11 protein-coding genes are annotated in these 12,189 nt (G+C 68.0%); 3 read left to right on the top strand and 8 right to left on the bottom strand.

All coding sequences use genetic code 11. The annotated features are described in order from the left end of the window. Nucleotides 1-163: 163 nt before the first annotated feature. Nucleotides 164-1,609, bottom strand: coding sequence for a glycoside hydrolase family 3 N-terminal domain-containing protein (locus M8J71_RS13190; protein ID WP_256248991.1), 1,446 nt, complete (start codon nt 1,607-1,609; stop codon nt 164-166). Nucleotides 1,610-1,994: 385 nt separating this feature from the next. Here M8J71_RS13190 and M8J71_RS13185 point away from each other — a divergent pair, with 385 nt between their 5' ends. Next, nucleotides 1,995-3,146: a glutamate--cysteine ligase gene (locus tag M8J71_RS13185; protein WP_256248316.1), complete on the top strand. Its 1,152-nt coding sequence runs from the start codon at nt 1,995-1,997 to the stop codon at nt 3,144-3,146. A gap of 15 nt (nt 3,147-3,161) precedes the next feature. On the opposite strand, the gene tsaD is transcribed toward M8J71_RS13185, so the two are convergent. The 7 genes from tsaD to M8J71_RS13150 all read right to left on the bottom strand — a co-directional run bounded on the left by tsaD (nt 3,162) and on the right by M8J71_RS13150 (nt 9,342). Further along, nucleotides 3,162-4,250: a tRNA (adenosine(37)-N6)-threonylcarbamoyltransferase complex transferase subunit TsaD gene (tsaD, locus tag M8J71_RS13180; protein WP_256248315.1), complete on the bottom strand. Its 1,089-nt coding sequence runs from the start codon at nt 4,248-4,250 to the stop codon at nt 3,162-3,164. Then, the gene (rimI, locus tag M8J71_RS13175; RefSeq protein WP_256248990.1) at nt 4,247-4,726 is read right to left on the bottom strand and encodes a ribosomal protein S18-alanine N-acetyltransferase; all 480 of its coding nucleotides are present in this window, start codon (nt 4,724-4,726) and stop codon (nt 4,247-4,249) included. Before rimI ends, tsaD begins: the two co-directional genes overlap by 4 nt. A 44-nt stretch (nt 4,727-4,770) precedes the next feature. Further along, on the bottom strand, nt 4,771-5,442 hold the full coding sequence (gene tsaB, locus M8J71_RS13170; RefSeq protein WP_256248314.1) for a tRNA (adenosine(37)-N6)-threonylcarbamoyltransferase complex dimerization subunit type 1 TsaB: 672 nt from the start codon (nt 5,440-5,442) through the stop codon (nt 4,771-4,773). Then, entirely contained in the window at nt 5,442-6,074 is a 633-nt protein-coding gene (tsaE, locus tag M8J71_RS13165; RefSeq protein WP_256248313.1) for a tRNA (adenosine(37)-N6)-threonylcarbamoyltransferase complex ATPase subunit type 1 TsaE, read from the bottom strand. The genes tsaB and tsaE overlap by 1 nt, the downstream gene beginning before the upstream one ends. Next, on the bottom strand, nt 6,071-7,294 hold the full coding sequence (gene alr, locus M8J71_RS13160; RefSeq protein ID WP_256248312.1) for an alanine racemase: 1,224 nt from the start codon (nt 7,292-7,294) through the stop codon (nt 6,071-6,073). The genes tsaE and alr overlap by 4 nt, the downstream gene beginning before the upstream one ends. 37 nt (nt 7,295-7,331) lie before the next feature. Beyond that, a complete protein-coding gene (locus tag M8J71_RS13155) occupies nt 7,332-8,138 on the bottom strand; it encodes an alpha/beta fold hydrolase (RefSeq protein WP_256248311.1) in 807 nt (268 codons plus the stop codon). Nucleotides 8,139-8,250: 112 nt separating this feature from the next. After that, complete coding sequence (locus M8J71_RS13150) at nt 8,251-9,342, bottom strand: carbohydrate kinase family protein (protein ID WP_256248310.1); 1,092 nt, start codon at nt 9,340-9,342, stop codon at nt 8,251-8,253. A gap of 82 nt (nt 9,343-9,424) precedes the next feature. Between M8J71_RS13150 and M8J71_RS13145 the strand changes: the two genes are divergently transcribed. Further along, nucleotides 9,425-10,834: a family 4 glycosyl hydrolase gene (locus tag M8J71_RS13145; protein ID WP_256248309.1), complete on the top strand. Its 1,410-nt coding sequence runs from the start codon at nt 9,425-9,427 to the stop codon at nt 10,832-10,834. 77 nt (nt 10,835-10,911) lie between these two features. Next, nucleotides 10,912-12,174, top strand: a complete 1,263-nt coding sequence (mshA, locus tag M8J71_RS13140; RefSeq protein WP_256248307.1) for a D-inositol-3-phosphate glycosyltransferase — start codon at nt 10,912-10,914, stop codon at nt 12,172-12,174. The last annotated feature ends 15 nt before the right edge of the window (nt 12,175-12,189 follow it).

Here is a 12,189-nt window from a genome sequence, read left to right as displayed (position 1 = left end):
GTCACTTACAGGACACCCCAATCGGGGGCCAATCGTTCTGTGAGTCACGACCACAGCGCGGAACGGCCAGTACCAACTCTGCCAGCCAGTCCCGGACCAGCCACCCCAATCCTCACAGTCGTTCTGAGCCTCCATAACGACACTTAGCGCTACCTACTTGGGATCAGGGGCAGCCGGTCCCCGCGGGATAACTTCCGACGGCGGCGGGCAGCTTCCCGGGCGCCGGCGCCGTCCCGGCCAGGACGGCGGCGAGGGCGTCGAAGGCGCCCTGGCTGCGGCCGTAGAGCGCCACCTTCACCGGAGCCGCGGAGTGCTGCAGCGGCCAGGGCGCGTCGAGGGCGACGGCGATGTCGCCGCCTGCGGGCTGCCCGCCGTACGGGATGAGGCTCACCAAAGGCCCGGAACCGAGGGCGAGCCCGTTACGCGCCGCAGCATCTGCGAAACGCGCCCGGTCCGCCGGACTGCCGCCTGTGACCCGGACGGCACCGGATGCAAGGGGTCCGCCGCACTGGCCGGAGAGGACAGTAACGGCGGCGGCGGATACCTTGGCGGCGAGCGCCGCCCCGCTGCCGGCCGGGGTGCCGGTTGGGGTGCCGGTGCCCGCTGCTGCCCGGGCATGCCAGGTCATCATGGTCGCCACCCGCAGGGCCGCTTCGTCCAGGCGGGCGGCGGGCAGGCTGCCGGTGGCTACGGCGTTAACAATCGCGGCATGGGCCTGCCCAACGTCGGCAGGCATCAGCAGGAGATCGGCACCCGCGGCAAGGGCCATAACGGCGGCGGACCCGGCCGGGTACTGCTTGTGCACCGCCCCCATGTTCAGGGCATCGGTCACGGCCACCCCCTTGAAACCGAGTCCCCGCAGCGCCGCATACGTGGGTTGGGAGAGCGACGCCGGCACTCCGGGTTCCAGGGCAGGCACGGCGATGTGGCCGGTCATCACCATCGGCGCTCCAGCGGCGATGGCGGCCTGGAACGGCTTCCAGTCCCGGGCGGCCAGTTCCGCCACGGTGGCCGGCTGCGTGGGGAGGTTCAGGTGCGAGTCAGTGGTTACGGACCCATGCCCGGGGAAATGCTTGACGGCGGGAAGGACGCCTGCGGCCAGCATTCCCTGGGTGAATGCCGCCCCGAGGCTGGACGCCGCATCGGGGTTGCCGGACATGGACCGGGCACCGATGGTGGGATCCGCCGGCCCGATGGTCACATCGGTGTCCGGGGCGAAATCGGTGTTGAAACCAAGCGGCACAAGCTCTGCGGCCAGCCCCTGGCCCGCCTCCTTGGCAAGGGGTACGCTGCCCGCGGCGCCATAGCTCATGGGGGCCGGCCACTCCGTCAGCGGCGCGTTCAGGCGTGCCACTATCCCGCCCTCCTGGTCCACGCCGATCATCCCGGGCCAGGGCCTGCCGTCCGCCGTTGCCGCCTGTGCGAGCCGCTTGTTGATGGCGGCCATGGCCGGCAGGTCCACTTTGCCCTGCGGGTCCAGCGGCACGTTGTCGCCCATGATGATGGCCCCGGCAAGGTGCAGGCGTTCGACGACGGCGGCATGGGCGCCTGCGTCAGTCCCGGTGAAGAACGGCAGGAGGACCTGCCCGGCCTTCTGTTCCGGCGACATCGCCGCCACGGCAACGGCTGCGGCATCCTGGTCCCGCTGCTGCGGGCCCCACCCCAGCGGCCGGGAACCGGGATCGGCAGTTACGGAAGGTGAGGGAGAGGCGGTGGCGGGTGCCGGCGTCGTACTAGGTGATGCCGAAGGTGCGGCGGGCGTGGAGGGTGACTGCGACCGGACAGGCGCCGGAGCGGCGGTACAGGATGCCAGTGCCACCGCCGCGGATGCTGCGGCCAGGACGGGGAAGGATTTGTGAAAACTGTCACGCAGGTGTTGGAACGGGGCCATCAATACGATGCTACCCCTGCACTAGACTTGAAACACCGTCCGCCTGCCAGCAGCAGCCTGTGAGCGGCGTGCGCCAGCAGTAAACCGGACAGTGAGGATACGTGTGAAGATTGACTTCGCTTCTTCGAGGCAATCAACCCTCGGTGTTGAATGGGAACTCGCGCTGGTGGACGGCAGGACCGGCGAGCTCGCCTCCGTAGCCAACGAGGTACTCCGCGGCGTGGCATCCCGCCACCCGGAACTCAACGAAGATGACGAGCACCCGCACATCAAGCAGGAACTGCTGCTGAACACCGTGGAGCTGGTCACCGGCATCTGCGAGACTGCCGCGGAGGCGAAGGAGGACCTCACCCGGTCCCTCGCTGCCGTTCGGGAAATCACTGACCCCATGGGCGTGGAGCTGTTCTGTGCCGGAAGCCACCCGTTCAGCCCGCCGCAGCTGCAGCCGGTGACGGACAAGGCCCGCTACGCAAAACTTATCGACCGCACCCAGTGGTGGGGCCGCCAGATGGTCATCTACGGCGTGCACGTCCACGTGGGGCTGGACCGCCGCGAGAAGGCGCTTCCCGTGCTGGACGGGCTGGTCAACTACTTCCCGCACTTCCAGGCGCTCTCGGCGTCGAGCCCTTTCTGGGGCGGCGAGGACACCGGCTACGCATCACAGCGTGCCCTGATGTTCCAGCAGCTGCCCACGGCCGGCCTCCCCTTCCAGTTCAACTCCTGGGAGGAATACGAGTCCTATGTGCAGGACATGTTCACCACCGGCGTGATCGACACCCTCTCGGAAATCCGGTGGGACATCCGGCCCGTACCGAACCTTGGCACCATCGAAATGCGCATCTGTGACGGCCTGGCCACGCTGGAGGAAGTGGGCGCCATCGCTGCCCTCACCCAGTGCCTGGTGGACGAGTTCTCCACCACCCTGGACAACGGCGGAACCATCCCCACGATGCCGCCGTGGCACGTCCAGGAGAACAAGTGGCGGGCCGCACGGTACGGCATGGACGCCATCATCATCCTGGACGCCGCGGGCAAAGAGCAGCTGGTCACCGACCACCTGCTGGAGACTCTCAACCGGCTTGAACCGGTGGCCGCCAAGCTGGGCTGCCCGGACGAGCTGGCCGACGTCGAAAAGATCATCCGCCGGGGCGCCGGCTACCAGCGCCAGCGCCGGGTAGCCGAGGAGCACGGCGGGGACCTCCAGGCCGTGGTCCTGGACCTGGTCAAGCAGATGCGGAACGGCCCCACCGCCTGATCTCCATTGCGGAGTTCAGGCGGGGAGCGACACCGCTGTGACCGGCAGGGAGGAATCCGGGGCAAATCTAATTCCGCTAGGCTTTACCCCTGCCATCACCAGCTGTGCGCCCAGTGCCGCCACCATGGCACCGTTGTCCGTGCAGAGGTCCAGGGGCGGCACATGCAGCCTGATTCCGGCGGAGGCGCAGCGCTGGCCCGTCAGCTCGCGCAGGCGGGAGTTTGCCGCCACCCCGCCGCCGAGCAGCACGTCCTTGATGCCGTGCTCCCGGCAGGCCAGCACGGCCTTGGAGGAGATGACGTCCACCACGGCTTCCTGGAACGCGGCCGCGATGTCGGCCACCGGAACCTCCTGCCCGCGTGCCTCGAACTGCTCAACGCACCGGGCCACGGCTGTCTTGAGGCCGCTGAAGGACCAGTCGTAGCGGTGCGGGCCCGGTTCCTCGGACGTTCCCATGTACTTGGGCTGGCTGAGGCCGCGGGGGAAGCGGATGGACTTGGCGTTGCCGGTGCGGGCCACCTTGTCGATGGCCGGTCCGCCCGGGTAGCCCAGCCCCAGGATTCGGGCCACCTTGTCGTAGGCTTCCCCGGCGGCGTCGTCGATGGTGGACCCGAGGAGGACGACGTCGTCGGTGATGCTGTTGATTTTCAGGATCTCGGTGTGCCCGCCGGACACCAGCAGGGCGCCGAGGTTTTCGGGCAGCTGCGGCGCCTGCCCTTCCTTCCCGTCCAGCAGTCCGACGCCTACATGCGCCACGAGGTGGTTGATGGCATACAACGGTTTGCCGGTGGCCACGGCCAGCGCCTTCGCGGCGCAGACCCCCACCATGAGGGCGCCCGCCAGCCCGGGGCCGGAGGTGACGGCGATCGCGTCCACGTCGTCCAGGGCCACGCCGGCGTCGGACAGTGCCTGCTCCAGGGTAGGCACAAAGGCGTCGAGGTGGGCGCGGGAGGCGATCTCCGGGATGACCCCGCCGAAGCGGACATGTTCATCCATGGACGAGGAGACCGTATTGGTCAGGAGGGTGGTCCCCCGGACAATGCCAACCCCGGTCTCGTCGCAGGACGATTCGATGCCCAGCACCAGTGGCTGCGAGCGGTTCATTGCTGGCCTGCTTCCGTTGACGTGGCGTCTCCCGTTCCTTCGCCGGCTGCAGCGGTGAGCTGGAGCCGCATAATGAGGGCGTCCACGCCGTCGCGGTAGTAGCGGGGCCGGACATGGATCTGTTCAAAGCCGAAGCGCCGGTAGAGCTGCTGGGCACGGGGATTGTCGGCACGGACCTCCAGCAGGAGATCCGCCGCGTGCCTGCGGCGCGCTTCCTCTACGAGCCGGGTCAGCAGCGTGGTGCCGATGCCGCGGCCCTCGTATTCAGGCACGACGGCGATGGTCTGCACGTCGGCGATGGGTTCAATGCACATTAACCCGGCGTAGCCCACAATGCCGGTGCTGCTCTCCGCCACCAGATATTGGCGGGTCTCCGGCTGCGACAGCTCGTCGTAGAACATCTGCAGGGGCCAGGCATCCACCGGGAAAAGCCGCTGTTCCAAAACACTGACGGCGATCACGTCCTCGGCGGTCATCCCCCGTACGGAGACGCCATGGCTACTGATGTCCGGGGCGGTGCTCACAGTGCCCTCTTCCTGGGTCCGGGGACCTGCGCATCGGATTCGCGCAGATACAAGGGGGTGGAGTCGAGAAGCTCGTCACCGGCCGCGAGCCGGGCCAGCGCGAACTGGCCCAGGTAGAGGGCGTCCGGCTGTTCCGCTGCGAACTCGGGGTCCGCCTTCAGGGTGTCTGCATAAAGCCCCGCGCCGGCACCGTAGGCGGGCAGGTCCGGCAGGTCCGCGGCGAAGCCAACGTGCGGCCCGTCCTCCAGCACGGGAAGCTGGCCTTCCGTAAGGCGATAGCGCGCCCAGTAGACCTCTTTGCGCCGCGCGTCTGTTACCACCAGGAACTCGGGGGCGGCGGCGGTGGACTCGGCGACCTCCAAAGCAACGGCGTCCAGGCTCATCAGCCCATAGAGGGGCTTGCCCCAGACGAAGGACAGGGTGCGTGCGGTGGCGATGCCCGACCGCAGCCCCGTGAACGGGCCGGGGCCAACACCCACCACCAGGGCGTCGATATCGCTGCCGCTGACACCGGCATCGGCCAGGAGCTGTTCGATTCCCGGGGCGAGCACCTCGGCGTGGCTGCGGGTGTCCTCGGTGGAGAAGCTGGCCACCACGCCTTCTAGGGCGTCGTCTGAAACCAGTGCGGCGCTGGCCACGGCAGAGGTGTCGATGGCGAGGATGAGCATCAGGCTTTCCCTTCAAAGGTCGCGACGGGTTCGGGAACAGCCGGCCAGCGGGGACCGTACCCGCGTATCACAATGGTTCGCGGCTCGTCCGTATCCTCGTCCCCGAAGTCCAGCATGCCGCCGTTGGTGGCGCCGGGATCATCGGCTGTGGCACCAAGGCCGCCCGCACCGAGCCCCATGGCGCGGTGCAGGTCGATCTCGAGCCGGCTCTCGCTCAGGTGCTCCACCCGGTCATGGCCCCATTCCACCACCGTCACGGAGGAGTCCAGGGTGTTCTCGAGGTCGATGTCGTCCATCTCTGCGGCCGACCCCAGGCGGTACGCATCAACGTGCACCAGGTCCGGCCCGCCGGGACGTGATCCGTCGGGCAGGTTGGGATGGATGCGGACCAGGACGAACGTGGGGGAAATGATTCCGGCGCGGACGCCCAGCCCCTCCCCCAAACCTTGGGTGAAGGTGGTTTTCCCGGCACCCAGCTCGCCGGAGAGCACCAGCAGGTCCCCGGCTTCGAGGACCGACGCAAGGCATGCGGCGAGCGCATGGGTCTGGTCCGCCGTCGTCGCGGTTAGCGTCTTTTCCCAGTTGGGACGAACCCCGCCGCTGTCCCTTAACTCCGCGGAGGGCGCGTTCATGCGGCACCCTCTGAACCGTGTACGGCGGCGGCCGGAGCCTGTTCGTTGATAAAGCGGCGGGGAACCCTGGGGCTGACCCGCGTGACGATCTCGTAATTGATGGTTCCGGCCGCGCGTGCCCAGTCGTCGGCAGTGGGTCCGCCGTCGGTGCCGTCGCCGAACAGCTCGGCCTCGGCACCCCGCAGTCCCGCGCCGGCAGGGCCGGTGTCACCGAGGTCGATGACCATCTGGTCCATGGCGATCCGCCCCACCACTGGGTAGGTTTTACCGGCCACCCGGACGGGACCGCCCGTAGCGACGCGGGGCACGCCGTCGGCGTAGCCCACCGGGATCAGGCCCAGGGTGCTGGGGCCGCTGGTGTGGTAGCGGAGACCATAGGAGACGCCTTGCCCGTCCGGCACTTCCTTGCACTGGGAAACGAGGGTCCGGAGCTTCATGGCCGGGCGGAGTCCCAGCTCGGCCGACGTCTGCCCGTTAAAAGGCGACAGCCCGTAAATGCCCAGGCCCACGCGGACCAGGTCGAAGTGGGTGTCGGGCCGGGACAGGGTGGCCGGCGTATTCGCGAGGTGCCGGACCTCCGGGTCCACGCCGGCGTCCTCGGCAACGGCGAGCACTTCGCGGAAAGCCGCGAGCTGCTGGTCGGTCTCGGGCCGCTCCGGTTCGTCAGCGACGGCAAGGTGCGAGAAGATGCCCACCACGCGCAGCAGGCCCTGGTCCTGGTATTCCATGGCTTCGCCCACGAGGTTGTCCCAGGTATCAAGCGTGGCACCGTTGCGTCCCAGCCCGGTGTCCACCTTCAGGTGGACGCGGGCGGGGCGCTCCTGCTCCCGGGCCGCGGCAACAATGCGCTCAAGTTCCCAGCCGGAGCAGCCAATGTCGACGCCGGCAGCCACGGCCGCGCCAAAGTTGCTTTCCGTGGTGTGCAGCCAGGCAAGCATTGGAGCATCAATCCCGGCGGCACGCAGGGCCAGGGCCTCGCTGATGTGGGCAACCCCCAGCCAGGATGCGCCTGCCTCAAGGGCAGCCCTCGCCACCGGAACGGCGCCGTGGCCGTAGGCGTCGGCCTTAACAACGGCCATGACTTTCGCCGGGGAAGCTGCTGCTGCCAGCCGGCGGACGTTGTGCCGGATGGCATCAAGGTCAATCACGGCTGACCGTTCATAGCGGGGGTCCTGCACAGGGGCAGCGTCGAAATCACCGGTTATTGCTGGGTAAGTCACCTTAGTGATTCTAGTGCGGGCATTTCCGGCCGAATAATTACGCGCTGCCGGGCCCGAATTCTGTCCGCAGGAGCTCGGCGAGGTCAGGGGCGTGGGTTGCGGGCCACCAGTGACCGGCGTCCACGTAGGTCACTGTGACCTCCTGCACCCAGTTTTGGAGGCCATCGACCAGCCGCGGCGACAGGAACGGGTCCTTGACCGGAACCACTACGCGGACTGGGATTGCTACCGGAAGCGGCGGCTGGCGGTGTTCGACGGACAGGAAATTCGCTCGGTAGAGGGCAAGGCCGCGCACCGGATTGTCGCCCACCCTGCGCCCGGTGGCCCTCTCGAAGGCGCCGGTCAAGAAGAAGTGCCACGCCGCCTCCGGCAGCACAGGAACCTGGAAGGCGGCAACGTAGAGGCTGCGCAGGAGTTGTCCCATCAGCTGCGGCCATCGCCGGGCATGCCGCAGCCGTTCCCGCATCCACCAGACATAGTGGTGCAGGTCCGGTCCGGAAACGCTGGTGAACCGGCTGATCTTTCCGGCCGCGCGGACATCCTGGATAGCCGCCCATGCCTGGATGGATCCCCAGTCGTGGCCCACGACATGAACGTCGGACGCCTGCGTTGCGTCCAGCACCGCGTACAGGTCATCCACCAGTGTGGGCAGTGCAAAGCTCCCGGGTTTTCCTATGACCGAGGACAGTCCGGCATTACGGGTGTCATAGGCGATGACATGGTGCGTTGGTGTCAACTCGCCGATCAGCGGATAAAACACGCTGTGGTCGTCGGGGTAGCCGTGGACCAGGAGCAGGGTGGGGACGCCACGTCCCGGGTCCGGGCCGTATTCAAAAACTGCCAACTTCGCCCCCTGAACAGGGACTACACGCCGCCTTTCTCCCCATCCCTCCATGGATTCAAGGCTAGAGCATGACTTTTGCGGTCATGAGTCTTCCTGCTCCGCCGGCATCGCGTCACGCGTCAGAGAGGTGTGCGATGGTGGCCGCTGCCCTGCGCTGGGCGGCCAGCGGAACGTCCTGGACGATGTCCGCCAGGAACGAGAAGCGCCGCAGCCACTGGCTGGTCTGTCGTTCAGGCCTGGCGTTGGCACGTTTCCACCAGTCGGCGATGTCACCCCAGCCCGGAGCGGCAAGGGAACCTCCCACTTCCTGTACCGCGAGCGAGGCACAGAGGTTGGCGAAACGCAGCCTGTTCCCCAGCGGCCAGCCGGCCAGACTCCCCACGATGAACGCGGCGTCGAAACAGTCGCCGGCGCCGGTGGGATCAAAAGCCTTGACGGGCAGTGAGGGCACCCATTCCTCCTCGCCCGTTTCCGAGTCAACAGCCATGGCGCCCTGTGGCCCGAGGGTCACCACCGCAACCGGCACCCGGTCCGCCAGCGCGTAGAGGGCAGTCCAGGGATCGTCCTTACCCGTGAATGCCATGGCCTCGCGCTGGTTGGGCAGGAACGCGTGGAAATACTGCAGGTTGTCCAGCCGGACCGGCGCCCAGACGCCGCTGGGATCCCAGCCGACGTCCCCGAACAGCTTTACGCCCGCCTGGTGCGCCGACATGGCCCACGGCTCCACTTCCAGGCCCACTTCAGCGATTCCGGCGAGCGCGGGAGGCGGGTCCCCGATGAGCTCCGACGCCGTCACCGGTGGAGCGTGGCCGTGGGTCACCAGGGACCGGTCCTTGTCCACGCACAGGGAGACGGTCACCGGCGAGTGCCAGCCCGGAATCTTCCGCGACAGGCTGAGGTCCACGTGCTCCTGGCCGGACAGGATCTTCCAGTTGAAATCCCCGTAGCCGTCATCGCCGAAGGCCGCCGCCAGGCCGGTGCGCAGGCCCAGCCGTGCCGCGGCGATTGCCTGGTTTGCCACCCCGCCCGGGCAGCTGCCCATGCCGTCGCTCCAGATTTCAGTGCCCGGTTCCGGCCCGTGCGGCAGGCCGGTGAAAATGATGTCCTGGAACACCGTTCCGGCCAGCAGCACGTCGAATCCGGGGCCCGACGGCGAGCGGACGGCAGCCAGGGGGTCAAACGGGCGTGCGGGTATCGCCTCCATGTGCCGCACACTACGCCCTGCCACAGACATACGGTAGGGGCGGCCGTAGGTGCTGCGGACACCCACGCCTAGACTGCTGATTATGCGGCTTCTGATCGTCGGCGGTGGGGGTTTCCGGGTTCCGTTGATATACCGGGCGCTGGTCTCCGGGTCCTTCACCGGTGTGGTCACCGAACTGGTGCTGTTCGACGTCGACCTTTCCCGCCTTGCCGCCATGGCAGCGGTCCTGCGCACCATGCCGCCAGGGCAGGGCCCCCGCCTACCGGTCCATCCCACCACCAACCTCGCGGAGGCCCTGGCGGGAACGGAGATGGTTTTTGCCGCCATCCGCCCCGGCGGCACCGCCGGACGCGTGGCCGACGAAAAAGTGGCGCAGGACCTGGGCCTGCTGGGCCAGGAGACAACCGGGGCCGGCGGCATCTCTTACGCCCTCCGGACCATCCCGCACATGCTGGAGCTGGCGCGCCTCATGAAGGAACATTGCCCGGACGCGTGGCTGATCAACTTCACCAATCCGGCCGGCATGGTCACCGAGGCACTCCTGCCAGTGCTCGGCAGGCGCGTCATCGGGATCTGCGACTCCGCCGGCGGACTGGTGCACCGCGCGGCGCGCGCCGCCGGCGTCACACTGCCGGAAGGAACGCTCGACGGCGTGGGCTACTACGGCCTGAACCACCTGGGCTGGCTGTACCGGCTGGAGTCCGGCGGACGGGACGTCCTTCCTGCACTGCTGTCGGATCCAGCCGCCCTTCAATCCTTCGAAGAGGGCCGGCTGTTTTCCCAGCCGTTCCTTGCCCGCCTCGGCGCCCTTCCCAACGAGTACCTGTATTACTACTACCAGCAGGACGCTGCCCGGGAAGCGATGCGTGCCATGCCTGAAACCCGGGGAGAATCCATCCACAGCCAGCAGCAGGAGCTGTACCCCAGGCTGGCCGCAGCCGGCGGCGAAGCTTTCACATTGTGGGAGGCTGCCCGCAGGTCCCGCGAGGAGGGCTACCTGGCCGAGGCCCGCGGCAAGGATGAACGCCGCAACGAGGACGACCTTGCCGGCGGCGGCTATGAGCGGGTGGCGTTGGCAGCCATGCGGGCTGCATCGGGTTCCGGAGACACGCAGCTGATCCTGAACACATCCAACACTTTGGCTGCGGACCGCGCCGAGCCAGCCACCGCTCAGCCGGCCGCCCCCACAGCTGCCATTCCCGGGCTGCCGGCCGACGCCGTCGTCGAGCTTCCCTGCACGGTAACGGCCGACGGCGCGCTGCCGCTGGCCCAGCAGGCTCCATCACCGGAACAACTCCGGTTGCTCCGCCAGGTGAAGGACGTGGAGCGGCTGGCCGTGCTGGCTGCCACCGAGGGTGACCGCGACGCCGCGCTGCAGGCCTTCGCGCAGCATCCCCTGGTGGGGTCGGAAGAACTCGGTGCGGAGCTGCTGGCCGGTTACGAGCAGGCGTTTCCAGCCCTGGGGAAGATGTGGCGGGGCGGTACGCGTTGACACAGGAGTAGTGTTTTATCGAATGCCCAGCACTGACCCGGCGCGCCAACCTGTGCCGGGAGCCGGAAGGAGGTCCCGTGGCACCGGTCCGCAGGGTGGCTTTACTGTCACTCCACACCTCCCCCATGGAGCAGCCGGGTTCCGGTGATGCCGGCGGCATGAACGTATATATCCGGGAATTGGCCTCCGCCCTGGCCGAGGCCGGCGTGGAAGTGGAGATCTTCACGCGTGCCACCTCCGCCGGTCAGCCCGCCGTCGAGCACCCCGATCCCGGCGTCTGCGTCCACAACGTCCTGGCCGGCCCCGCCCGGAAGATCCCCAAGGAGGAGCTGCCGGGCCTTCTCCACAGCATGGTGGAAGAGATCGAGCAGATCCGGCAGCGGCAGCCGCACGGCCGCTACGACGTCATCCATTCGCATTATTGGGTCTCCGGGATCGCGGGCCTGGAGCTTTCCGGGCTCTGGGGCGTGCCGCTGGTGCACACCATGCACACCATGGCCAAGGTCAAGAACCTGCTGCTTGAATCCGGCGAACAGCCTGAACCGCGGCGGCGCGAGCTGGGTGAGCACCGGATCGTGGACGGCGCAGCCCGGCTGATTGCGAACACCAGCGCGGAAGCGGCCGAGTTGGTATCGCATTACGGGGCATCGTACGAGCGGATCGATATTGCACCGCCCGGGGTTGACCTCAGCACTTTCACTCCCGCGTTCCGGGCCAGGTCGCGGTCTGAGCGGGGCATCGGTCCCGAGACTTTCCACCTGGTTTTCGCGGGCCGGATCCAGCGGCTGAAGGGGCCACAGATCCTGGTGAAGGCCGCAGCCCTGCTCCGGCACCGGCGTCCTGACATCAACCTGCGGCTCACCATCCTCGGTTCGTTGAGCGGAAACAAGGAATTCAACCTCCGGCGGCTGGTTGCGGAGGCGGAGATGGACGACGTCGTCACGCAGCTTCCGCCGGTCAAGGCACCTGAGCTTGCGGCCTGGTTCAGGGCGGCCGACGTGGTGGTGATGCCCTCCTACAGCGAGTCCTTCGGGCTGGTGGCGCTTGAGGCCCAGGCCTGCGGCACCCCTGTGGTGGCAACGCGGGTCGGTGGGCTGTCGCGGGCCATTTTCGACGGCAGGACGGGACTGCTGGTGGACGGCCATCATGCCTCGGACTGGGCGGATGCGCTGGAGGCGCTGTACGACGACCCGGCCACCCGCGAAGACATGGGGCGGGCAGCGGCCATCCGCGCCCAGAACTCGGGGTGGCAGCGCACAGCTGCCATCACGCTCGAGAGCTACCACGCCGCCGTCGACCATCCTGCAAGGCAACCCCTGACGACGGTTCCCGCCCCCTGACACCCCATCCGCTCC

Origin of the sequence: Pseudarthrobacter sp. R1, assembly GCF_024494415.1 — a bacterium.
Taxonomy (GTDB): Bacteria; Actinomycetota; Actinomycetes; order Actinomycetales; family Micrococcaceae; genus Arthrobacter.
The sequence above is the reverse complement of the archived record's forward strand: the minus strand, read 5'-3'. Positions and strand labels throughout refer to the sequence as shown.

Excerpts from the sequence above, each read along its gene's own strand:
- M8J71_RS13150 (WP_256248310.1), bottom strand. The coding sequence starts at position 9,342 with ATGGAGGCGATACCCGCACGCCCGTTTGACCCCCTGGCTGCCGTCCGC.
- M8J71_RS13190 (WP_256248991.1), bottom strand. The coding sequence starts at position 1,609 with ATGTCGCCGGAACAGAAGGCCGGGCAGGTCCTCCTGCCGTTCTTCACC.
- tsaB (WP_256248314.1), bottom strand. The coding sequence starts at position 5,442 with ATGCTCATCCTCGCCATCGACACCTCTGCCGTGGCCAGCGCCGCACTG.
- M8J71_RS13145 (WP_256248309.1), top strand. The coding sequence starts at position 9,425 with ATGCGGCTTCTGATCGTCGGCGGTGGGGGTTTCCGGGTTCCGTTGATA.
- rimI (WP_256248990.1), bottom strand. The coding sequence starts at position 4,726 with ATGACCGCCGAGGACGTGATCGCCGTCAGTGTTTTGGAACAGCGGCTT.
- tsaD (WP_256248315.1), bottom strand. The coding sequence starts at position 4,250 with ATGAACCGCTCGCAGCCACTGGTGCTGGGCATCGAATCGTCCTGCGAC.
- tsaE (WP_256248313.1), bottom strand. The coding sequence starts at position 6,074 with ATGAACGCGCCCTCCGCGGAGTTAAGGGACAGCGGCGGGGTTCGTCCC.